This is a genomic window from Burkholderia perseverans, from assembly GCF_022870505.1.
GTDB lineage: Bacteria > Pseudomonadota > Gammaproteobacteria > Burkholderiales > Burkholderiaceae > Burkholderia > Burkholderia plantarii.
The window spans coordinates 2,256,852-2,282,553 of record NZ_CP045093.1 but is presented as its reverse complement, the minus strand read 5'-3'; the positions used below and the strand labels follow the sequence as shown (position 1 = coordinate 2,282,553).

Annotated in this window: 9 protein-coding genes; 3 read left to right on the top strand and 6 right to left on the bottom strand. The window is 65.0% G+C overall.

Translation table 11 applies throughout. From position 1 onward, the window contains the following. The first annotated feature begins 58 nt into the window (after positions 1-58). Complete coding sequence (locus BpN12_RS09345; protein ID WP_246792191.1) at positions 59-12,814, top strand: filamentous haemagglutinin family protein; 12,756 nt, start codon at positions 59-61, stop codon at positions 12,812-12,814. A 96-nt stretch (positions 12,815-12,910) separates the two neighbouring features. Here BpN12_RS09345 and BpN12_RS09340 read toward each other — a convergent pair whose 3' ends face one another. From BpN12_RS09340 to BpN12_RS09315, 6 genes are all read right to left on the bottom strand, one after another. Beyond that, entirely contained in the window at positions 12,911-14,188 is a 1,278-nt protein-coding gene (locus BpN12_RS09340; RefSeq protein WP_246792190.1) for a substrate-binding domain-containing protein, read from the bottom strand. Positions 14,189-14,271: 83 nt separating this feature from the next. Continuing rightward, positions 14,272-14,505 (bottom strand): hypothetical protein, encoded by a 234-nt coding sequence (locus tag BpN12_RS09335; protein ID WP_246792189.1) that lies wholly within the window; start codon positions 14,503-14,505, stop codon positions 14,272-14,274. 149 nt (positions 14,506-14,654) lie between these two features. After that, complete coding sequence (locus BpN12_RS09330; RefSeq protein ID WP_246792188.1) at positions 14,655-15,926, bottom strand: PstS family phosphate ABC transporter substrate-binding protein; 1,272 nt, start codon at positions 15,924-15,926, stop codon at positions 14,655-14,657. Between the two features lie 432 nt (positions 15,927-16,358). Continuing rightward, a complete protein-coding gene (locus BpN12_RS09325; protein WP_246792187.1) occupies positions 16,359-17,615 on the bottom strand; it encodes a substrate-binding domain-containing protein in 1,257 nt (418 codons plus the stop codon). Positions 17,616-18,267: 652 nt separating this feature from the next. Continuing rightward, a complete protein-coding gene (locus BpN12_RS09320; protein ID WP_246792185.1) occupies positions 18,268-19,548 on the bottom strand; it encodes a substrate-binding domain-containing protein in 1,281 nt (426 codons plus the stop codon). A 219-nt stretch (positions 19,549-19,767) separates the two neighbouring features. Beyond that, positions 19,768-21,051 (bottom strand): substrate-binding domain-containing protein, encoded by a 1,284-nt coding sequence (locus tag BpN12_RS09315; RefSeq protein ID WP_246792183.1) that lies wholly within the window; start codon positions 21,049-21,051, stop codon positions 19,768-19,770. 725 nt (positions 21,052-21,776) lie between these two features. Between BpN12_RS09315 and gspD the strand changes: the two genes are divergently transcribed. Together gspD and gspE are read left to right on the top strand one after the other, a co-directional pair. Next, complete coding sequence (gene gspD, locus BpN12_RS09310) at positions 21,777-24,194, top strand: type II secretion system secretin GspD (protein ID WP_246792181.1); 2,418 nt, start codon at positions 21,777-21,779, stop codon at positions 24,192-24,194. Next, on the top strand, positions 24,191-25,702 hold the full coding sequence (gene gspE, locus BpN12_RS09305; protein WP_246792178.1) for a type II secretion system ATPase GspE: 1,512 nt from the start codon (positions 24,191-24,193) through the stop codon (positions 25,700-25,702). The genes gspD and gspE overlap by 4 nt, the downstream gene beginning before the upstream one ends.

The window sequence follows — 25,702 nt, the reverse complement described above, 5'->3', positions numbered from 1 at the left end:
GGTCAGGGATCGGCGCCTCGCGCGCCACGCACAAAATTTACTGGGTTCGGGGTGAGGTATGGCAGCAAATGCACGCGCAGCACGACAACAAGACCGGACGGATTCGCGAGCCGTCCTCAAATCGGACCTGCGTCCGGTTTGCCGCGCCGTCGCGCTGCTGGTAGCCGCGGGCGTCACGGCCAGCGCGCATGCCGCCGGCATCGTCAACCTCGGCGCGGCCACGCCGCGCGCCTCGGGCAGCGCGGCCGGCCTGGCCGGCATCGGCGCCACCACCAACCTCGGGATCTCGCCGGCTGCGGCGCTGCAGGCCAGCCAGCCCTCGATCCGCAATCTCGGCAATACCGCGCAGGCCATCGCCGCGCAGATCGCCGCCCAGAACGCGGCGGCTGCCGCCGCCGCGAACTCGCTGTCGAACGTGCCGAACGGTCTGGCCGTGGGTGGCCTGCAGGTCGCGCCGGGCGCCTCGTCCAGCACCAGCAACCCGCTGCTGTGGGTCAACGCGAACGCGCCGACGCAGAGCGTGGACGGCAGCGGCCACGTGACGGTGGACGTCCAGCAGACCGCGCAGAACGCCGTGCTGACCTGGCAGACCATGAACGTCGGCCGCCAGACCACGCTCAACTTCGACCAGTCGGGCGGCACCCAGAGCAACGGCGCGAACAACTGGGCCGTGCTGAACCGCATCGTCGATCCGAGCGGCGCGCCGAGCCAGATCCTCGGCAACATCACCGCGCAGGGTGCGGTCTACGTCATCAACCGCAACGGCATCCTGTTCGGCGCCGGTTCGCAGATCAACGTCCACTCGCTGGTGGCGTCGTCGCTCGATCTGCTGAATATGAACGACTACAACCAGACGGTGCTGAACGGCAAGACCGTGGTGGCCGACAGCACGCTCGGCCAGGACGCGGCCGGGATCGTCGCCAGCAACCTGCAGTTCCTCGGCTCGGCGGCCGGCACCACCGGCGGGCTCGCGCCGGGCGAGGCAGGCAGCACCGGCAACACGACCGGCGCTACCAATCTGCCGACCGAGGTGCTGGGCCTCGGCAACCAGATCAACCTGACCTCGGCCAGCCAGTACCAGTCGTCGGGCGACGTGACGATCCAGCAGGGCGCCTCGATCACCACCCATACCAACGGCACGGCCAGCGACGGCGGCTTCGTGATGATCGCCGCGCCGAACGTGACGAACGCCGGCAGCATCACGGCCACCGACGGCCAGGTGGTGCTGGCCGCCGGCGTGGGCGTGAGCCTGCGGCCGAACCCGAACGCACCGCAGATCCTGCTGCCGGAGCTGAGCGGTGCGATTTCGCTGATCGATCCGGCCACCGGCGCCGCGTCCGACATCACGCCGGTCGGCTCGCTGGTCAATACCGGCATCGTCCAGGCCTCGCGCGGCAACGTCACGCTGCTGGGCGGCACGGTCAACCAGAACGGCGTGGTGGGCGTGACCACGAGCGTGAACACGCCGGGCACGATCACGATCTCGACGGTCGACGAATACGCGGCCAACAACGCGCTCGGCGCGGCCTACCAGGGGCAGTCGCAGATCACGATCGGCAGCTCCGGCGCCCTCGGCGACGCCACGCATCGCTCCGGCCTGTTGACGTTCGGCCCCGATTCCGTCACCACCGTGCTGGCGGACACCAACGGCCAGACGGCCACCTCGGCGCCAGGCACGACGTTTACGCCGGGCAGCATCACCATGACGGCGGGCTCGGTCTGGTTCCAGGGCGGTTCGCTGATCGAGGCGCCGGGCTCGACCGTGTCGGTCGCGGCGCTGGTGCCGCAGGTCACGAGCTACAACGCGAGCCTGACCGACGTCGCCGTGCCGGGACGGATCTATCTCGACAACAACGCGACGATCGACGTATCGGGCCTCGCCAACGTCGAGCTGCCGATCTCGAGCATCCTGCTGACGATTCCGCGGATCGGCCAGAACGAACTGGCCGATTCGCCGCTGCTGCGCGACGGCTTCCTGTTCGGCCAGACCGACATCGTGGTGGACAGCACGCTGACCGGCACGCGCAGCGACGGCGTGCAGTGGGTCGGCAGCCCGATCCTGAACCTGGCCGGCTACGCGAGCCTGATCCAGCGCACCGTCAGCCAACTGCTGACCAACGGCGGCACCATCGTGCTGTCGGGCAACGAGGTGATGACCGCGTCCGGTTCGTCGATCAACCTGAATGGCGGTTACGTCCATTACGACGGCGGCATGGTCAACACGACGCGCCTCGTCGACGCGAACGGCGCGATCGTGCCGATCGGCCAGGCAAACCCGAACGACATCTACGTCGGGATTGCCGGCGAGTTCACCGAAAGCCATCCGCGCTGGGGCGTGACCAAGACCTGGTACAACACGCTGCAGTCGGGCGGTGTCTACGAATCGGACTTCATCGTCGGCGGCAACGCGGGCACGCTCGACATCTACGCGGCGTCGGCCGCGGTGCTCGACGGCAGCATCAGCGCGCAGGCGTTCGGCGGCTCGAAGCAGACGCTGGGCGACAGCCTGCCGGATGGCGGCACGTTCAACCTCGGTGCCGACGCGGCACTGAGCCAGTCGATCATCAGCCGCGCCTGGAATAGTTCGCCGAACGCGGGGTCGGGTGTGTCCGGCCTGGTGATCCTGCAGGACCAGGCGCCGCTGCTCGCCGATCTCTCGCCGAATTTCTCGGCCTCCACGGCGCTCGATTCCACCGCGCTCGGTTCGCTGTCCGGCACCGATCCGAATAATGTGCTCGCGACCACGGTCGTGCCGACCTCGACGCTGACCAACGGCGGCTTCTCGAACCTGAATGTGACCGAGGACAAGGTCGCCGGGAAGGGCTTCGTCGTCGCCGAAGGTTCGCAGCTGAAGCTGCAGCCGGGCGGCTCGATCACGCTGAACAACCAGTCGTCGGTGGGCGGCGCAAGCGTGCTTGGCAACCTGATCGTGCCGGGTGGTTCGATCTCGATCACGACCGGCGGCGATATCGTCGTCGGGCCGCAGGCGACGCTCAGCGTCGCCGGCCAGTGGGTCAACAACGACGTGCAGGCCTCGCCCGACACGGTGACCGGCAGCAGTGAGTACATCAATGGCGGCAGCATCACGCTGGCGTCGCGCCAGGGTTCGATTATCGATAGCACGAGCAACACTTCCGTGGACACGTCGGGATCGATCATCCTGCAGTCGGGCAGCCTGATCGACGTGTCGGGTGGCGGGATGATGCAGGCGAACGGGCAGTTGCTGATGCACAACGGTGTTCCCGAGGGGCAGGGTGGCAGCCTTACCCTCGAGACCTACTTCGCGACGCAGATTCAACAGTTCGGGCACACGACGGACGGCGGCCTGCCCTTGCCGAGTCTGGAGCCCACCAACGGCCGGATCGCGATGAACGGCACGATCCTGAGCAAGGGGTTCTCGGGCGGCGGTACGCTGACCTTGCAGGCGCTGGGCTTTCAGATTGGAGGAGACCCGGCTGCGGCGCCGGCGTGGAGCACGGTGCTGCCGGAAAGCTTCTTCTCGCAACAGGGCTTCGGCAAGTATGTGCTGAATGCGTTCTATAACAGCACGATCGCGCCTGGCGCGACGGTCGCGCTGACCCAGCAGAACCTGATTCCCAATGCGGCGGCACTGCAGCACGCGGTCAGCGGCGCCGATCTGCTCGGCTCCGGCCTGACGACGTCCGGCACGCTCGATGCCTATCACCGGCAGCCGACCGACCTGGTGCTGACGGCCGGCAACTACACGGAGTGGCAGACCAGCGGCCTCAGCCCCACGATTCCGTCCTACGCCGACGTCACGGGCGCCGTGACCGTCTCGGCGGGCGCCTCGATCATCGCCGATGCCGGCGCGAGCGTCGGGCTCGGTTCGCCGAAGCAGGTGACGGTGCTCGGCTCGATCGTGGCGCCGGGCGGCTCGATCACGCTGAGTTCGGATACCAACGCGACCGGGTCGTTTGCCCAGACCGGCGAATTCGTCGGCAATACGGTGGCGAGCAACAGCCGTTCGGTCTGGCTCGGCCCGGATGCCGTGCTCGACGTATCGGGCGTGGCGCTGACCAACCCGCTCGCGGCGCCGGCCAAGGTGGGCTTGTCCACGATCCAGCCCGATACCGGCAAGGTGCTGCCAGGCGGTTCCGTGACGCTGTCGAGCGACAACGGTTATGTCGTCGCGCAGGCCGGATCGATCATCAACGTATCGGGGGCCGCCGCGCAATTCGACGAGCCTCAGGCGGCAGGCGGTTACGCGTCGCAGAGCGTCTGGAGCGACGCGGGCTCGATCACGCTGGGTGCCGGCTACGGCCTGTTCGCCGACGCGACGCTGAGCGCTCATGGCGGCGCCGCGCAGGCGGCCGGTGGCACGCTGACGATCCTGCCGGAGCAGAGCAATACTGGAGCCGGTGCCACCGCGCTCGTGATTCGCCAGAGCGGCGAGCTGACGCCGGTCGGGCTCGCCGCGGGACAAAGCTTCGCGACGGCGATCGATCCGACCACCGGCGTGGCGATCGGCAGCACGCCGAACGGCGTGATCCTGTTCGCCGCGGACCGCCTCGACGGTTCGGGCATCGCGAATCTGGTGCTGGGCAACGGCGCGAAAGCGACGACGGCAGCGTCGGCGCCGCCGATCGTGTTTGCCGGCGACGTGACGCTGTCGCTGCCGGGATCGGTGACGCTGAATACGGATCGTATCGCCGCGCTCAACATGGGGCAGCTCTCGACGCTGCTGTCGACACCGGCGCTGCCGCTCGGCAGTAGCACCGTGCTGACCACGATGCTCGGTCAATCGACGCAGACGCCGATCGGCACCACGGTCGACATCAATGCACCGTATGTGGCGTTGATGGGGCCGCCCGCGAATACGAACGCGCCCCCGTTCACGCCGGTCGCCGCGCTGTCCGACGCCACGCTGAACGTCAATGCCTCGTTCATCGATCTGTCCAACCAGATCCAGCTGAACCGCTTCGGCCAGGCGAATTTCACCAGCAGCGGCGACATCCGGCTCAGCTCGACGAAGGTGGCCAGCAGCGGCGGCGGCCTGGCCCCGGGCGTGCTCTATTCGCCGGGCAACCTGACGTTCAAGGCGGCGGATCTCTATCCGGCCACCGGCAGTACCTACATCATCGATGCCACCGGTCCGATCAACGCGTCCACCGGCCAGCCCGCGCCGACCACGGTCACCTTCGCCTCGAACGGCACCTCGGGCACGCCGCTGTCGGCGGGCGGCTCGCTGCTCGTCGATGCGACCGACATCGTGCAGGGCGGCACCGTGCGCGTGCCGTCGGGCACGCTCGTGCTCGGCGTCGGCGATCCGACCGACACGGCGACCCAGACGCTGTTCGGCGGTCTCACGAAGCTGGTGGCGACCGATTCGGTCCGGCTCACGAGCGGCAGCGTGACCTCGGTGTCCAACGACGGCCTGGTGATTCCGTACGGCACCACGGTCGACGGCGTGGAGTATCAGTTCAACCCGCTGGCCGGCGTGGCCGGGAGCGACCTGGCCGCGCCGCCGGCGAAGTACATCGGCATCAACGCCAGCAACGTGTCGCTCGATCCGGGCGCGAAGATCGACCTGTCGGGCGGCGGCGACCTGCAGGCCGTCGAGTGGGTGCCGGGCACCGGCGGCACGCGCGACGTACTCTCGCAGTATTCGATCAGCTATGCGAACTCGTCGACGGGCACCGCGGTGCCGGTCAACGTCGGGGGCACGAACGTCTACGCGATCGTGCCGGGCACGCAATCGTCGGTGGCCACCTACGATCCCGTCTACGCGCAATCGACCCAGCCGTCGGGCAGCGGCACCACCATCGCCTCGCTCGGCGTCGGCCAGGCGGGCACCGGCGACGTGGTCGGCAAGTCGGTCTACCTGTCCGGCGTGCCGGGCCTGCCGGCGGGCTACTACACGCTGCTGCCGGCCAAGTATGCGACGCTGCCGGGCGCGTTCCGCGTGACGGTATCGAGCGCCTCGGGCACCGCGGTTCCGGGCGCGACGCAGACGCTGGCCGACGGCACCGTGGTCACCACCGGCTATTTCGCCAACTCGGTGACGGGCAGCCAGAGCGCCACGCCGACCGTGTTCAACGTGCAGTCGAACGCGGTCTGGGAACAGTATTCGCAATACACGCTGACGAGCGCGAACAGCTTCTTCGCCTCGCAGGCGGCCAGCAAGGGCAACGTCACGCCGCCGTCGCCGGTCGACGGCGGCCAGCTGGTGCTGGCGGCCACCAAGACGCTCGCGCTCGGCGCCACGCTGAACGCGGCGGCCGGCCCCGGCGGCGCGCCGGCCGAGGTCGACATCGCCTCGCAGGACATCCAGATCACCGGCAACGGCAGCAGCGGGCTGGCCGGCTATCTGCAGATCGACGCCAACGCGCTCGATTCGCTGACCGCGGGCAGCCTGCTGATCGGCGGCACGCGCACCGCCACCACCAGCGGCGTGACGATCACGCCGCTCGCGAACAGCGTGGTGGTGTCGAACGACGCCGCGTCGTCGCTGACCGGCCCGGAAATCATGCTCGTCACGAAGACGGACGCGAGCGGCACCGATCCGAACGCATCGACCGGGCTGCAGGTCGACGCCGGAGCGTCGATCGTCGCGACCGGCAGCTACCCGGCCGCGAAGGACGTGCCGATCACGATCGCCGGCGACGGCGCGCTGCTGCGCGTGTCGAACGGCGCCTCGGTCGCGCTGACCCGCACCGGCCTGACCGGCACGGGCCTGCTGACGGTGGGCGCGGGCGCGACGCTGGCGGGTGGCCAGGCGCTGCTGATCGATTCGTCGGGCAACCTGAAGATCGACCCGACCGCGGCGCTGTCGGGCCGCGCCATCACGGTCGACGGCTCGGCGATCACGTTCACGAACGGCACCGGCAGCGCGATCGCCGACCTGCCGGGCTTCGTGATCAGCCCGGCCGGCCTCGCGCAGTTCGCGAACGCCGATCAGGTGACGCTGCGCAGCTACGGCGCAATGGCGTTCCTCGGCGACGTCGATGCCACGTTCGGCAACAGCGTGGACCTGAGCGCGGGCACCTTCACGAGCGACGGCGGCAACGTCACGCTGAACGCGCCGCAGATCGCGTTCACGAACGAAGCCGGCACGCCGATCGCCAACCCGACGTCCGGCAGCGGGACGCTGACGGTCAACGCCGGCGAGATCGACCTCGGCACCGGCACCAAGACGCAGAGCGGCTTCGGCGCCATCAACATGACGGCGACCAACGGCATCGTCGGACAGAACACCGGCACCTTCGATCTCGGCGCGGCGGCCGTCACGCTGAACGCGCCGGTGTACCTGGCCGATACCAGCTCGGACGCCACGCTCAAGACCACCGGCACGCTGACGCTGAACCCGGGCGCCGGCACCGCGCTCACGCGCACGGCGCTCGGCGGCGCGATCGACTTCATCGGCGGCACGCTGAACGACAACGGCGCGCTGATCTCGGCACCGGCCGGCAACGTGAGCCTCGAGGCCACCAGCGGCAACCTGACGATCGGCAACGGTTCGACGATCAGCGCGGCAGGCTTCTCGAAGGCGTTCTTCGACGTGACGGCCTACGTGCCGGCCGGCAACATCTCGCTGGTCGCCGATACCGGCACGGTGGACGTGCAGAGCGGCTCGACGCTCGACTTCTCGGGCGCGAGCGGCGGCGGTGCCGCCGGCTCGCTGACGCTGTCGGCGCCGGACCAGATCGTCAATCTGAACGGCACGCTCAAGGGCGGCGCGGCGGCCGGTTATGCGGGCGGCTCGCTGTCGCTGAACAGCGGCGGCGCGGTGAACCTTGATGCGCTCGCCACCACGCTGGCCGCGAGCGGCATCAACAATGCGGTCACGATCCGCACCAACACGGGCAATCTGGATCTGTCGACGGGCAACACGCTGACGGCGAACTTCGTGTCGCTGAACGCCGATGGCGGCGCGGGCAACAGCTCGGACGCGAACAACGGCAACGTCAACATCTCCGGCACGATCGACGCGTCGGGCGCCGCGGGCGGCGAGATCGACCTGTACGGCCACAGCGGCGTGAACCTTGAAGGGAGACTGGTCGCGCGCGCCACGGATCCGACCCAGCGCGGCGGCACGGTGGTGATCGGCACGAACGGCGTGTTCGATCCCAATGCGGCCACGCCGTACAACGCGACCTACGGCTACGAGAACATCGACCCGTCGCAGGCTGGCGTGATCACGTTGGGCTCCAAGGCGCAGATCGACGTATCGGGCGGCGTGTCCGGCGGCACGGTCACGTTCCGCGCGCCGCTGCTGTCGAACGGCACGGTCAACCTGACGGTGCCGGGCGGTTTCGACGTGGCCGACGGCGGAGGCATTTACGGATCGCGTTCGACCTCGCTCGAGGCCTATGCGGTGTGGAGCACGACCGACGCGACCACGGGTGCGCAGCATTTCGACGGCATCGTCGATCCGGCGGGCTGGTACAACGCGCAAGGCAATCTGCTGGCCGGGACCTTTACCGCGCAAGACTCGGCGGGCACGCAGTTCACCTTCGCACCCGATGCGACCGGGAATGGCGGCGGTACGGTCACCAATACGACGACCGGGGTATCGACGGTGCTCGATCGAGGTCAGCTGGAGAACGGTGATTCGGCCATCGGCTTTGCCGGACTGTCGGGCATGTACTTCGCGCCGGCCAGCGCGAATGCGACGCATGAGACGTTCTACGGCTATCTGAACGGTGATTCCACGGCTGCCACTGCGGGCACGCTGATGGGTTTCGTCCGTAAGGGGCTGGTTGGCGTCGTGAATCCTCTGGTCGCTGCGGGTGTCGCGGACGCCGTCATTACGCCGGGTATCGAGTTGGACAATCCGGGCGCGGCGACCAACGGCGGCAATATCTCGGTGCTGACGAACTGGAATCTCGGTGCGGGGAATTCACAGACGGATCCGATGTACCGGTTCAATGGTCAGGCTCCGGTCGTGACCCTGCGCGCTGCCAATAACGTCGATGTCAAGGCCAGCTTGTCGGATGGCTTTTATCAGATTGCCAATCCGCTGGGCGGTGGCGTCATCCAGGTGCCGGCGTTGTCGAGCTTCAGCGCTGTATCCACGGTCTTCAATTCGGCAACCGGATCCCTGGGTTCCCGCTTCGGCGCTGCCTACGGCCTGCGCTACTGGGTAAGCTCCGGACTGGCGTCCGCGCCAGGCCAGCCGGTGGGAGGGACGGCCGATCAAATCGCGGAATACTATGCGTTGTATTCGGCTTATGAAAATTATCTGACCTCCTCGGCGAAGGATCAGGCAACGCAGATCGGGCAAAACGCAGCCTTCGACATCGTCGAATATCTCAATGTGTTCCGTGCTAGTGGCGCGTTCCAGTCCGGGCAGCCGACCGCGCCGATCGCGCCGACCGCGGTCCAGCAGGCGGCCGATCCGTCGTCGTACCTGATTTATCTGCACGATTACCAGAATTATGTTGCGGCACTGACGAAGTTCTTCGTCTCGAATCCGACGAAGCTGCCGACGGTCGTGGCGCTCGCCGCCCCGGCAGTGCAACCGCTTACCGTGATCGGTTCATCGACGATAGCCTTGCCGAGCGTGGTCGACAACACGCCGTCTCCGACGGCCACGTCCACCAATCCGCTGCCGTTGCTGGCGGCGTCGCTGGTCGGTGGTGCCAGCACGTCGTTCCGTATCGTCTCCGGATCGGATGTAAGCAGCACGAACCCGCTTGGATTACTGCCCGCACCGCAGGCCGGCACGTCAAGCAACCTGGGCAGCGTGATACTCGAAGGCCACACCAGCTACATCGATACCAACGGCCAGCAGTTGCTTGCGCCGACCATGATCCGCACGGGGACCGGTGCGATCGACATTGCTGCATCGGGCGATATCACGCTGTACAACACCTTGCCGGCGTCGCCCGATGATGTGCCGGCGCAGCTCGTGCCGGGTGTCATCTATACGGCGGGCGCGCCGGCAGCGAATGCCCCCACGCCCGGAAACACGATTTCGATCGCCCGATCGACGCAGGTTGGGGCCAACAGTTTCCAGGACATTCTGGTCACGCCGACCGTCAACCCGGATTCCGCCGGCGACATCACGCTCCACGCGCAGGGCGACATCGTCGGTGCGGAACAGCTGACGGATCAGACCGGGCTCGTGACCGGGAAGACCGGCACGGACATCAGTCAGTTCTGGTGGCAGTGGATGGAGGTCGGCAATCCGACCGGCACGGTGGGTGCCACCAGCCCGGTCCAGCAGACTGTGCAGACCTCGATCAACTTCGGCGGATTCGATCAGGGGATCATGAGTGTCGGCGGCAATGTTGCCGTCACGGCTGGGGGGAACATCGCCAATCTCTCCGTGTCGTTGCCGACTACCTGGTGGCTCACCAACACGAACACCAATAATCCGACGGTCAATACGGTGGGCGGCGGCAATCTGACCGTGAAGGCGGGGGGCGACATCCTTAGCGGCGCGTATTTTGTCTCCAAGGGCACCGGGACGATCAGCGCTGGCGGCCGAATCGCTTCGGATTTCGCAATCGCGGCGCAACATGTGGGGCAAGCCCCGGTAAACGTGTCGACCATTCTGGCGCTGCAGAATGCAGCCATCGACGTAACGGCGCGACAGGGTGTCGATCTTGGTCAGATCGTGAATCCGTCTTATATCCAGGGGGGGCATACGACGGCCTACGGCATATTGACGGATGCGCAGTCGTATTCGACGGATTCCCGCGTGAGCGTGACGTCGACGACCGGCGATGTCGCGATCGGAACCATGACCAATCTGCAATTTATCGGGGGAGGCGGTGCGCAAAGCTTGACCGCGGGCACGAACGACATGTCGTTCGTGCTGCCCGCGACCGTGAATCTGACCGCGATCGACGGTGGTATCACGATAGCGTCGAGCGGAGAACTGTTCCCGTCTCCATCGGGCAATCTCGATCTGATCGCGGATCAATCGATCTCGATTTCCAGCGCCATCACGGCCAACAACCAGTTTGGCAGCGGTAACGTATTCGGCATGCTCGATAGCGATCCGGCCGCCATGCCGTCCGCTGTCAATCCATTTGCCAATGTACCGCTGCTGACCGATACGACGCTGGCCACGCACGCTTCCAGCGCCCTGCACGGGGATGACTCGACCCCGGCGCGCATCTACAGCTTGAACGGTTCCATCACGGATGGTGTTCCGGCCGCGACCGACGGATCCAACATCTATCAGAACGTCGTGACGATCGGGATCGACAAGCCGGCATTGATTCAAGCTGGCACCGATATCGTCAATCTGGCGTACCTCGGACAGAATCTGCGTACCTCCGATATCACGCGTATCGTGGCGGGCAGGGATATCTACGACACGCCGCTGCCGGCGAACCAGGCGCAGGCGGTGCTGCCCGCCATCGTGCTGGGTGGTCCAGGGACGCTGGATGTCGAGGCTGGCCGCAACATCGGGCCGCTGGCGAACATCAACCAGGCCGTGTCGGTGAATTCATACAACGGCGTGGCCAGTGCCGGGATCGAGACGGTTGGCAACGCCAACAACCCGTACCTGCCGCATGAGGGCGCGGCCATCAACGTGTTGTTTGGCGTGGGGCCAGGTGTCGATCTCGCGACGTTCTCGGCCACCTATATCGACCCGACCAGCGCGGCCGCGATCAACGCCGGCACGACTTCCGCGCTCATTACGTTTGTCGGCCAGTACGAGGCGGGGCAGGTCGTCGATACCGGTCTGCTCAAGGATCAGCCGAAGCCGAAGTCGATGACGGCGGCCGAGGCATGGGCCACCTTCAAGACCCTGCCGGCCTACGTGCAGCAATTGTTCGCGGAACAGGTGATGTTTGGCGTGCTGACGAAGGTGGGTGAAGGCTACAACGATCCGACCAGTCCGTTCTACCAGAAGTACGCAGCCGGCTTCGATGCGATCAACACGTTGTTCCCGGCATCGTTCGGCTACACGGCGAACAATCTGACGGGTGGCACCAACGGTGCGAATCAACTGATCAATACCGGCGATCTCGACATCCGCAACACGACGATCCAGACGCAACAAGGCGGCGGCGTGTCGATTCTCGGGCCGGGGGGGCAGGCGCTCGTCGGCAGCACTACCGCGCCGCCGGAGCTGATTGGCAGCAAGGGCAAGGTCATCGCAGGCCCCGGCTCGATGGGTATCCTGACGCTCGAGCAGGGCGATGTGAATATCTTCATCGATCGCAGCCTGCTACTCGCACAGAGCCGGATCTTCACCGAGCAGGGCGGTGACATGACGATCTGGAGCTCGAACGGCGATATCAACGCCGGCAAGGGCTCGAAATCGTCGGCCGACGTGCCGGCGCCGCAATACGTCTGCGATGCGAACCACTACTGTACGGTGGACGCGCGCGGCGAGGTGACGGGGGCCGGTATCGCCACGCTGCAGACCATTCCGGGCGTGCCACTCGGCACCATCAACCTGGTCGCGCCGCGCGGCACCGTCGATGCCGGCGATGCCGGGATTCGTGCCGGCAACATCAACGTGGCCGCGCTGCACGTGCTGAACGCCGACAACATCCAGGTGAGCGGCAAGTCGACCGGGATTCCGGTATCGCAGACGGTGAACACCGGCGCGTTGAGCGCGGCCAGCTCGGCCGCCTCGGCCGCGAGCCAGATGGCGCAGGATCTCGCCAAGGGCAACGCCTCGGGCGGCGCCGCGCGCCGCTGGACGATCTCGGTGCAGGTGGAGGGTTTCGGCGATTCGGACGATGACCAGAAGAAGCGCAAGCGCGGCAGCCAGGTCAGCTACGATCCGTCGAATTCGGTGTCGGTGGTCGGCTTCGGGCAGAGCGGTCCGGCCCAGCGCGCGGCCTTGACCGACGACGAGCGTGCGCGTCTCGGCCAGATCTGAACGCGTGCGATTTGAGCGAGCCCGCCGGCGAGTTGCCGGCGGGTTTTTTTATGGCGGCGGCAGTTGCGGGTTCAGGCGGGACAACGCGCCGGAACGTCAGCGCCCGACCACCGAACCCGTGCAGACGTTGCTGTTGTTGATGTCCAGGTTGAAGTTGTTGTTGGCGGACAGGAAGTCGTTCTGGATTTCGGCCACATAGGCCGCCGGCACCGTGTCGAAGCCGTTGCCATGAATGACCGAGGCGTAACCCGGGTTCGTGTAGTGCGAGGCGAGGAAGATCGCCACGGCAAGGGCGACATTCGGGTCTTTGTAGCACTGGCTGAGGATGACCTGGCTCGTGCCTGAAATCGGATAGCCCTCCGGCGGGTTGCCGGAAGCCGGGACCCAGTTCAGTTGATTGCGTGCCGCCGGGCCTGTCGGTGCGTCGACCGTGCCGAGGGCCATCGTTGCGTTCGTGTAGGTCGGTGCATAGAACCGGCCGTCTAGCGAATTCACGAGGCTGGCCACTTGCAGTTGGGCCGCGCCCGTCGACGTCGTGACGTAGCTGGACGGAGCCAGGAACGTGTTCGTGTAGGCCGGGCTCAGGTAGGCGACCGTCGCGCCGCTGGCGCTCGTGATCGCGGTATGCACGCCATTGTCTCCGTTCGCGCCGACGAAATTCGAGGGCAGCGGCGCGCCATGGAACGAATCGGTGAACATCAGTGAATCGACGAACCGCACGTTCGAATTGCCGGCCGTGCCGATCGTGCAAACTTGCGACAGGTGTCGTGTCAGCAATTCCGTCGTGCCACTGCCGTCCATGCGATACACGACGGTGATCGGTGCGGTGTACGGATACTGCGAGCCCGTTTCCGGATTCGTGACCTGGTTCCAGTTCGTCAGCTTGCCCGAGAAGATGCCACACAGGTCGCTGTCGTTCAGCGCGATGCTGTGCGCCTGGCCTGGCGTCGTTTGCGGCGTCGTCGTGCTGGTGATCGGTTGGACGTTTCTGGCGATCGGGATCGTAATGGCCGTCACGACGTACGGGATCTGGATCAGCGGGCCGCTCGAACCGGCGAGCGTATAGCCCGAGATTTGCGAAGACAGCAGGGCAGCATCACTGTTCACGAAGTCGACCGCGCCCGTCACACCAGAGCCGAAGAACGCCGGCTGGTTGTTCAGGAAGGCGTTTTGACCTGCGCCCGAACCAACCGGGAAGTACGTGAACACGCCGAAGTCCGTGCTGAAGTTGGCGATTTCGGCTTGGATTGCCGGCGCGATGAGCGACGAGCCGCCGATTTGGAGGACCGGGCCAGTTGCCATGGCAGCCGTTGCGCCCAGGCTCGCCGCGACAGCGGCCAATGCCAGGCAGACCTTGCGTTTGCTGGATTTCATGTGAATCTTTCCTGACAAAAAAAGTGAGGTTTTTGAAATGAGGCGGGATTTGATATTTCCCGTGAGACGAGGCTCGTATATTTTTAACTGGTGAGTATGTTGTTTTTATGGTGCGCCAGTTTTTTTGATTTCAATCGGATCGGATTAAATCGAGGAAGGTTGGTCGACAAGACGGCGATGAGCAACATGAAGATAACTTGCATGCGACATATTCCCAAAGCACGTCGGTCACCCAAATTTTTGAGCAAATCGGGAGCAATGAGATGGGCGGCTGTTGGAATGGATGCGCTCGATAGAGCGAGCGTGAGATGGCTCATGAATCGACTCCGCGCCACCTGGCGGCGTCGATAAAAACAATGCGCCCGGGATGGTTCCCGGGCGCAAAAAAGCACGACAGTGAGCCCTCGAGATATCCGGGGCGTGATTCGTGCCGCGGCGTCAGGCGCCGAGGATGATTTTCGCCGGTTCAGCGACCCACGACAGAACCCGAGCAGACGTTGCTGTTGCCGATGTTCAGTTGGAACTGGTTGCCCGAGCCGATGAAGTTATCCATGATCGCGCTCCGGTACGACGCGGGAACCATATCGAAGCCGTTACCGTGAATGAACTGTACAAATCCCGAGTTCGTGTAATGCGTGGCCAGGAACACCGCTATGGCCAGCGTGACATTCGGATCCTTGTAGCACTGGCTGACGATGACCTGGCTCGTGCCTGAAACCGGATAGCCCGCCGTCGGGGTGCCGGAAGCCGGGACCCAGTTCAGCGGGTTGGAGGCTTGCTGACCTGCCGGCGCGACAACCCCCCCGAGGGCCGTCGTCGCGTTCGTGTAGGTCGGTGCGTAGAACTGGCCGTCGTTCGCGTTCAGGAGGCTGGCCACCTGCAATTGGGCGGCACCGGCTGACGTCGTGACGATGCTGGACGGTGCCAGGAACGTGTTCGTGTACGCCGGGCTCAGGTAGGCAACCGTCGCGCCGCTGGCATTCGTGATCGCGGTACGCACACCGTTGTCGCTGCTCGTGCCGACGAAGTTCGACGGCAGGGACGCACCGTGGAACGAATCGGTGAACGTCATCGAGTCGACGAACGCCACGTTCGAGTTGCTGCTGGTCGAGCAGACTTGCGACAGGTGGCGGGTCAGCAGTTCGGTCGTGCCGCTGCTGTCCGAGCGGTACAGCACGGTGATCCGCGCGCTGGTCGAGTACAGCGAGCCCGTTTCCGGATTCGTGACCTGGTTCCAGTTCGTCAGCTTGCCCGAGAACACGCCGCACAGGTCGTTGTCGTTCAGCGAGACGCTGTGCGCCTGACCCGGCGTCGTTTGCGGGGTGGTCGTGCTGATGATCGTCTGGCCGTTGTTGACGACCGGGATCGCGATGGCCGTCACGATGTACGGGATCTCGATCAGCGGGCCGCTCGAACCGGCGAGCGTGTAGCCCGAGATTTGCGAAGACAGCAGGGCGGCATCGCTGATCGCGAAGTCGACCGTACCCGTCACGCCGGCGCCGAAGAACGTCGGCTGGTTGTTCAGGAAGGCGTTTTGACCGGCGCCCGAGCCGACCGAGAAGTACGTGAACGCGCCGAGATCCGTGCTGAAGTTGGCGATTTCGTTATTGAGCAGCGGTGCGACGAGTGTCGAGCCGCCGATTTGAACGGTCGGGCCGGCGGCGATGGCGGCAGTCGTGCCCAGGCTCGCGACGACAGCGGCCAATGCCAGGCAGATCTTGCGTTTGCTGGACTGCATGTGAATCCTTACTGAAGTTGAAATGAGACGGGTTGCGCGGAGGGCGGACGATGCTTTTCGTGTGACACCAGCTAGTTTTTAACTGATGAATAGGTTATTTTCATGGCGTTGAATGTCATTTTGTTATTGTCAGACCGACCTCGGATAGGGACGATTGATCAGGGGTGTTGATGCCAGTTCAATGCCGTCCGCAGGCAAGGGCTGCATTTGCCACGTCCGTGATTCGCGTTGATAGACCAACGACACCGTATCGAAACCGTTACCGTGGATGAATGGTGATCGGTGCGGTGGCGGGCGATGCGCCGATGTCCTGGGCGGACAACCGGGGCGAGCGGTAGTCTGAAGGATATCAAAAACAAAAATCGCGCCCCGGGTTGCCCCGGGGCGCGGTGCGCACTCCCGCATCGGAATCGACGGCTGCTTTCGCCGGCCTTAGCGACCAATACCCACGCAGACGCTGCTGTTGTTGATGTCCAGATTGAAGCCGCTGGCGTTCGACAGGAAGTCGTTCTCGATTTGGGTCAAGTAGGCCGCCGGCACCGTGTCGAAGCCGTTGCCATGAACGATCGCGGCGTAGCTCGAGTTCGTGTAGTGCGAGGCGAGGAAGACCACCATTGCAACTGCGACATTCGGGTCTAGGTAGCACTGGCTGACGATGATCTGGCTCGTGCCTGAGACCGGGTAGCCGGTCGTCGGGTTGCCAGCAGCCGGAACCCAGTTCGCCGGCGTAGCGGCTCGCGGCCTCGTGGTCGGCGGCGTGATCGTGCCGAGCGCCGTGGTCGCGTTCGGGTAGGCCGGTGCGTAGTACCGGCCGTCGTTTGCGTTCAGCAGGCTGGCCACCTGCAGTTGGGCGGCACCGGCTGACGTCGTGACCGAACTGGTCGGAGCCAGGAACGTGTTCGTGTACGCCGGGCTCAGGTAGGCAACCGTCGCGCTGCTGGCGTTCGTGATCGCGGCACGCACACCGCTGCTGCTGCCCGCGCCGAGGAAGTTCGACGGCACGGCCATGCCTGGGAACGAATCGATGAACGTCATCGAATCGACGAACGCCACGTTCGAGTTACCGCCCGTGCCAGTCGTGCAGACCTGCGACAGGTGGCGGGTCAGCAGTTCGTTTGTGCCGCTGCCGTCCGTGCGGTACACCACCGTGATCGGTCGGCTGGTCGGGTAGAGCGTGCCCGTTTCCGGATTCGTGACCTGGTTCCAGTTCGTGAGCTTGCCCGAGAAGATGCCGCACAGGTCGCTGTCGTTCAGCGCGATGCTGTGCAACTGACCCGGCGTGGTTTGCGGGGTCGCGGTGCTGGTGATCGTCTGGCCGTTGTTGACGACCGGGATCGTGATGGCGGTGACGATGTACGGGATCTGGATCAGCGGGCCGCTCGTAGAGGACGCCCCGGACGGCAGGGCGGCATCGCTGTTCGCGAAGTCGACCGTACCGCCCAGGCCAGGGGCGAGGAGCGCCGGCAGGTTGTTCAGGAAGGCGTTTTGACCGGCGGCCGAATCGGCCGAGTAGTACGTGAACGCGCCGACCGACGTGCCGAAGTTGGCGATTTCGGCCCAGATTGCCGGCGCGACGAGCGACGAGCCACCGCCTTGAATGACTGGGCCGGCAGCCATGGCGGCGATGGCGCCAAAGTTTGACGTGACGAAGGCAAGCGCCAGTGCGATGCGGCGTTTTTCGATTTTCATGTGTATATCCCCCAATTAAATCTGATATCGGAAAGTGCTTGATGAGGCGATGAATGCAACTGTCGTTGCAAGAGGAAATGTAGTGGTTAATTAGGGGGGGTGGATATTGATTGTTTTTATAGATAAATGAAGCTCGACTTAATTTTATAATAATTGATATGTTGGTTCTTTGTGAAAGCAATGAAGATGTGCGTGGCGAGGGATTTTTCCCATCCACGATTGGTTTTCCAATGGCAGTGGTGTGCAGGAAGGATTGATGCCGGATGGCGGGAGGAGCGGTATCGATGCTGTTACCGAGAGTAATCGTGGCGGGAGGGCGGGTGCGTACCGGGCGACGGATAATGCGAACATGCCTTGCGCGATGCACGAGTCCTGAAAAATTGCTTGTCAGTCAAATAAGCAGGGTGATCGGGATCTCGTTGGTGCGGGTGATTTGCTTTTGCGGTGGATTATGCGAAATCCTGATTTCAGGATCCGGTGTCGTGAAGATGCCTTCAATGTGTGCTGCTTGCTTCGCAGTTCGGAGTTTATTGATCGGGGAAATTGTTCGCAGGGCCGGTTGATTTCGCGAACCGACGAAGAGCGCCGCGCCCGGCGATGTCCCGGGCGCGGAGGATTGGGCGGCGCGGCGTGGATGCTGCTCGCGCTTACGTCATCGGCCGATCACGGTTCCCGAACACACGGTGCTGTTGCCGAGATTCAGATTGAAATTGAGTGAGTTGTTCAAGAACATCGACTGGATCGCGGATAGATAGGCCGCGGGCACGGTATCGAAGCCGTTCCCGTGAACCAGCGCCGCAAACGCGGCGCTCGAGTAATGAGCATTGAGGAAAACCTCGAGAGCCTGGGTGACCGCCGGATTCTGGTAGCACTGGCTAACGATGATTTGACTGGTGCCGGAGACCGGATAACCCGACGTCGGGTTGCCGGTGTTCGGTACCCAGTTCAGCGGATTGGCCGCCTGTGCGCGCGTGCCTGGCGGCAGGATGGGGCCTACCGCCCTCGTCGCATTGGCGTAGGCCGGCGCGTAATAGACGCCATCATGCGCGTTCAGGAGGCTGGCCAGAGGCAATTGAGCCGCGCCGCCAGATGTCACGACGGAACTCGTAGGGGCGATGTACGTGTTCGTGTAAGCCGGACCCAGGTAGGCGACAGCTGCGCCGGCCGCGCTCGTCAATTGGGTGCGAACGCCTTTTTCGAGGTAGGCGCTGACGAAATTCGAGGGCGGTCCGGACGGGAATGAATCGAGGAACGTCGTTGAATCGATGAACGAGACGTTCGAGTTACCGCCCGCACCGGTCGTGCAAACCTGCGCCAGGTGACGCATCAGCAGTTCCGTCGTGCCGGCACCGTCCACACGATAGATGACCGTGATCGGCGCATTCGCGGGGTAGGTCGTTCCAATTTCCGGGTTGACGACCTGATTCCAGTTCGTGAGCTTGCCCGAGAAGATACCGCACAGGTCGTTGTCGTTCAGCGCGATGCTGTGCGCCTGGTTCGGTGCGGTTTGCGGTGTCGTCGTGCTCGTCACGAACGGTGCGTTGACGACAGGGATCGTGATCGCCGTCACGAGATAGGGGATCTGGATCAGCGGGCCGTTCGTCGTCCCGGCAAGCGCGTTGTAGTAGGAGATTTGCGATGCCAGCAGGGCGGCGTCGCTGTTGGCGAAATCGACAGTACCCGTCACGGTCACGCCGAAGAAGGTCGGCTGGTTGAGAAGGAAGGCGCTCTCGCCGGCCGAGGAACCGACCGAGAAATACGTGATGGATCCAAGACTCGTGCTGAACTGGGCGATTTCCGCATCGATCAGTGGAGTAACAAGCGACGCGCCGCCGCCCTGGATGATCGGAGCGGCCGCCATCGCGGTCGTTGTACTCAGGCCTGCTGCGACGAGAGACAGAGCCTGGCATATCTTGCGTTTGCAGAATTTCATGTGAGATTCCCGAATCAAGATTGAAAGGCGGCTGCCGGTAACGTACTCGTGGGATATCCCGAGGCGGGTGAGCTGGCAAGAGGGCGGCGGGGCGCGCGAATCGGCGCATCGGGCCGGTTGCCGGGATCATTGGCAGGCGCCAAAAAAACTGCGCCTCGGGTTACCCCGAGGCGCAGTTCATATTACGGCGTCAGATATCGACGACGGGTTGCGACGGTCTTAACGACCAACGACCGAGCCCGTGCAGACGCTGCCGTTGCCGATGTTCAGGTTCCAGCCGCTGTTGTTGCCCAGGAAGTCGTTCTGGATCGCGGTCAGGTACGAAGCCGGCACGGTGTCAAAGCCATTGCCATGGATGATCGTGGCGTTGCCCGAGTTCGTGTAGTGCGTGTTCAGGAAGATCGCCACGGCTTGCGTGACGTTCGGATCCTGGTAGCACTGGCTGACGATGATCTGGCTCGTGCCCGAGACCGGGTAGCCAGCAGCCGGGTTGCCGGCGGCCGGGACCCAGCTCGTTTGCGTGGAGGCATCCGGCTTCGTGCTCGGCGGCGTGACCGAACCCAGTGCAGCCGTCGCGCTCGTGTAGTCCGGCGCGTAGTACGTGCCGTTACGCGCATTCAGCAGGCTGGCGACTTGCAGTTGAGCAGCGCCGGCCGGCGTCGTCACCGAGCTCGACGGAGCCAGGGTCGTGTTCGTGTAGTCCGGGCTCAGGTAGGCAACCGCTGCGCTGCTGGTGGTCGTCAGGACGGCGCGAACACCACCGCTGCCGCTCGCGGAAACGAAGGTGCCGGTCGTCGGAGCCGTACCGCCGAACGAATCCAGGAACGCTTGCGAATCGACGAACGACACGTTCGAGTTGCCGCTCGCGCCGGTCGTGCAAACCTGCGACAGGTGGCGGGTCAGCAGTTCCGTCGTGCCGCTGTTGTCCGAACGGTACACCACCGTGATCGGGGCGCTGTTCGGATAGAGCGTGTTCGTTTCCGGGTTCGTCACTTGGTTCCAGTTCGTGAGCTTGCCCGAGAAGATGCCGCACAGGTCGTTGTCGTTCAGCGCGATGCTGTGCGACTGGCCCGGCGTCGTTTGCGGGGTCGCCGTGCTGGTGATCGTTTGACCGTTGTTGACGATCGGGATCGCGATGGCCGTGACGATGTACGGGATCTGGATCAGCGGGCCGCTCGTACCGGCGAGCGTGTAGCCCGAGACTTGCGCGGCCGACAGGGCGGCATCGCTGTTCGCGAAGTCAACCGTGCCCGTCACGCCAGCGCCGAAGAACGTCGGCTGGTTATTCAGGAATGCGTTTTGACCTGCGCCCGAACCGACCGAGAAGTACGTGAACGCGCCGACCGACGTGCTGAAGTTGGCGATTTCGGCTTGGATCGTCGGATTGACGAGCGACGAGCCGCCACCTTGGATGACCGGACCGGCAGCCATGGCAGCCGTTGCACCGAGACCCGTAACGACGAGGGCCAGAACTTGACAGATCTTGCGCTTGCTGGACTTCATTCGAATTCCCCTGACGAAGATAAATGGATACTGCTCGCTGTTGCTTGCGGCCAGACGTTGGTGCCGCGAGAGAACTGTAGTGTGAAATTCGGAAAACGAGTGTGAATTTTTAATAGCAGAAGGTACGTAACATTTTTGTCCGGTGTTTCAATTCCGGAATCGGGTGCGATTCATGTTTAGCCAGTGTGACGAAAACAAGAAGAGCCTCTCGCCCAGGCGCCGCGCCGCCGCCGGCCGCGCCATGCAGGGCACCGTAGAACCCAATACCAGCAAGGCTTCGCGCGTTTCTACCCGATCGACAAGTCAATCGTATGGCAGAAGTTGCGCAGCATTTTCGACGCTCTTAACTCGCCCCGCATTCACCTCTTCAATTGTCATTCACTACGCCGTAGCGTAAATCATGTTCCATAAAAAAATGAATCGGTAATATCGATATATTTATTCGCCGTGTCATTCGTTTTTTACTTGATGAAGGCCAATATCGATGTCATGGGCGATTGCCTCCGGATTGAAGATGACGCGCCAAAAGGTAGCCCAACATTCGTCACAAATTTGCGCCGGTTCGCTGCTTAGTCTTGCCCGGCGATTCCGCTGGCGAGCCATCGCTGGCGGTCCCGACCAACAGATATCGACACGGCTTGCGGGGTGTGTTGCGGCAGGTAGGGCCCGGGTGCGCGACGCGCGGGTTCGCGGCCGCCCGCGTTCCGTCCGGCAACGAATCCCAGATGACACGCACACGCTCCCGAACCGTCCGTCTTTCCGTCCGTTGTGCCACCCTCGCGATCGGCCTTGCCGTCGCCTCGCTCGCGCATGCGCAGGTGCTGCTGAACTTCAACAACGTCGATGTCAGCCAGGTCGCGAAGGCGATCGGCGCGGCCACTGATACGACGATCATCGTCGACCCGCGCGTGAAAGGGCAGATCAATCTGGTCTCGGACAATCCGGTCAGCAAGGAGCGCGCGCTCAAGAGCCTCGAGGCCTCGCTGCGCATGCAGGGCTTCGCGATGGTGCGTGACCACGGCGTGCTGAAGGTGGTGCCGGAAGTGGACGCGAAGCTGCAGGGCGGCCCGACCTACGTGGGCAACACGCCGAGCGCGAGCGGGGACCACGTGATCACGCAGGTGTTCCGGCTGCGCAACGAATCGGCCACGGCGCTGCTGCCGGTGATCAAGCCGCTGATCAGCCCGAACAACGCGGTGGGCGCCTATCCGAACGACAACGCGATCGTGGTGACGGACTACGCGGACAACGTGCGCCGCATCGCGGAGATCATCAACGGCATCGACGGCGGCACGGCACGCCGCGTGGCGGTGGTGCCGCTCGAACACGAAAGCGCGGTCGATCTCGCGCCGATCGTGCAGAAGATGCTGGACCCGAGCTCGACGGGCGGCACGGACGCGACGCTGAAGGTGTCGGTCAGCGCGAACCCGCGCCTGAACGCGATCCTGCTGCGCGCGACCGACGCGGGCCGCATCGCGGACGCGAAGGCGCTGATCGCGCAGCTCGACGCGCCCACCCGCGTGCCAGGCAACATGCACGTGGTGCGGCTGGAAAACGCCAACGCGACGGAGCTGGCGCGCGTGCTGCGCGGCATGCTGGGCCTCGCGACCGACAGCGGTTCGAGTTCGGACAAGTCCTCGCTGAAGGGTGACGGCGAACTGTCGGGCAGCGGCTCGGGCGGCGCAGGTGGGATAGGCAGCAACAGCAGCGGCTCGAGCGGCCTCGGCAGCAGTTCGTCGAGCAGTTCGTCTTCCACCGGCACCTCGGGCCTGCCGCCGCTGCCGGGCTCGTCGGGCTCGGGCGGCAGCGGCGACGCCTCGTCGGGCCGCAACGGTGGCCTGCTCGCGAACGCGGGCGGCGGCAACTCGGACGCGGCGAGCGGCGCGATCCAGGCGGACCCGGCCACCAACTCGCTGGTGATCACGGCGCCGGAGCCGGTCTACCGCAACCTGCGCAACGTGATCGACCAGCTCGACGTGCGCCGCGAGCAGGTCTATCTGGAAGCGATGATCGTCGAACTGAGCGCGACCTCGGCGGCGAACCTCGGCGTGCAGTGGCAGGGCGCGATCCAGTCCGGCAACGGCAACAACACGCTCTACGGCGGCACGAACTTCGGCACCAGCACGAGCCAGAGCATCGTGGACCTGACGGCGAACGGCCAGAACCTGGGCCAGTCGCTGTCGAGCGCGACGGCCACCACGCTGCTCAACAACGGCGTGAACATCGGCCTGCTGCACAACTTCGGCAAGTTCTTCGGGCTGGGCGCGCTGGTGCAGGCGCTCGCCTCGGTCAGCAATGCCTCGATCCTGTCGTCGCCGAACCTGATCACGCTCGACAACGAGGAAGCGCGCATCGTGGTGGGCGCGAACGTGCCGGTGCAGACCGGCTCGTACTCGACGGCGGCGGTGTCCACCACCGGCGTGAGCGCGTTCAACACGTTCGACCGCAAGGACGTGGGCATCGTGCTGCACGTGCGTCCGCAGATTACCAAGGGCGGCGTGATCAAGCTGCAGATCTATTCGGAGGATTCGTCGGTCGATTCCACCTCGATCAACAACCCGGGCGGCGTGACGATCATCAAGCGCTCGGTGCAGTCGACCGTGCTCAGCGACGACGGCGAGATCGTCGTGCTCGGCGGCCTGATCCAGGACAACTACGCGGACGGCAACAACAAGGTGCCCTGGCTCGGCGACCTGCCGCTGATCGGCTCGCTGTTCCGCGCCGAGAACAAGAGCCGCACGAAGACCAACGTGATGGTGTTCCTGCGCCCGGTGATCCTGCGCGACGGCCAGACCACGGCGAGCGTGTCGAACCAGCGCTACGACACGCTGCAGCACCAGATGGACGGCTCGAAGTCGGATAACCGGATCGAGCGCGACCTCGACGTGCCGGCGCTGCCGCAGCGGATGCCGGGGCCGTCGCAGGGCGTGCCGGCCGCCGAGGGCATCTTCGATACCGAGTCGCTGACGCGCCGCAAGCCGGCGCCGCTCGCGGCCGGTTCGGCCGCGGCGGTCACGCCGCCGGCCGCGCCCGCGATGCCGGGCGATCTGCACGTGACCGAACCGACGCCGGCCGCGATGGCACCGACCATGCCGGTGGCGCCGGCCGGCGCGAACGCCGATCCGGCGAGGGCCAACCCATGACCCCCGACACGCTCGCGACCCCAGCCGCGCCGGCCGCCGGCTCGCGCGGCGCGACGCCGGCGCGGCCGCTGCCGAAGCTGCCCTACGGCTTCGCGCGCGACGGCCAGATCCTGATCGTTGGCGATCCGGCCGAGCCGAATCCCGACGCGGTCGAGGTCTGGGTCGGCACGCGCACGCCGCCGAGCGCGATCGCGGAGGTGGCGCGGCGGATGGGCCGGATCTCGCTCGTCCATATGCCCGACGAGGCGCTCTCGCAGGCGATCCATGCCGCCTATGCGCGCCAGGAAGGCGGCGCGGCGCAGGTGGTGGGCGAGGTCGAGGGCGAGGTGGACCTGTCGCGGCTGATGCAGGACCTGCCCGAGGTGGAGGACCTGCTCGAATCGGAGGACGACGCGCCGATCATCCGCATGATCAACGCGCTGCTGACGCAGGCCGCGCGCGAGCAAGCCTCGGACATTCACATCGAGCCGTTCGAGAACGCCTCGGTGGTGCGCTTCCGCGTGGACGGCACGCTGCGTGACGTGGTGCGCCCGAACAAGGCGCTGCATGGTGCGTTGATCTCGCGGATCAAGATCATGGCGCAGCTCGACATCGCCGAAAAACGCCTGCCGCAGGACGGCCGCATCACGCTGCGCGTCGGCGGCCGGCCGGTGGACGTGCGCGTCTCGACGCTGCCGACCGGGCACGGCGAGCGTGCCGTGCTGCGTCTGCTGGAAAAGGACGCGAAGCGCCTGAACCTCGAGGCGCTCGGCATGGGTCGCGAGACGCTGGTGCAATTCGACAGCCTGATCGCGCGCCCGCACGGCATCGTGCTGGTCACGGGGCCGACCGGCTCGGGCAAGACCACCACGCTCTATGCCTCGATGTCACGGCTCGACACGGCAACGACCAACATCATGACGGTCGAGGATCCGATCGAATACGACCTGTCCGGCATTGGCCAGACCCAGGTCAACGAGAAGATCGGCATGAGCTTCGCGCGCGCGCTGCGCTCGATCCTGCGCCAGGATCCGGACGTGATCATGATCGGCGAAATCCGCGACCTCGAGACCGCGCAGATCGCCGTGCAGGCCTCGCTGACGGGCCACCTGGTGCTGGCCACGCTGCACACCAACGACGCCTCCTCGGCCGTCACGCGTCTGACCGACATGGGCGTGGAGCCGTACCTGCTCGCCTCGTCGCTGCTCGGCGTGCTCGCGCAGCGGCTGGTGCGCCAGCTGTGCCCCGCCTGCAAGGCACCGCGCGAGGAAGGCGGCCACACCGTCTATCACCCGGTCGGCTGCGAGAAATGCGGTCACTCGGGCTACACGGGCCGGCGCGGCGTGTACGAGCTGCTGGTGGTGGACGAGACGATCCGCACGAAGATCCACAACAACGCGCCCGATTCGGAAATCCTGAGCGCCGGCCGCGCGAACGGCATGCTCACGCTGCGCGACGACGCCGAGCGCTGGCTCGCGCAGGGCGCCACCTCGCTGGAAGAAGTGATGCGCGTTACCGGAGGACACTGA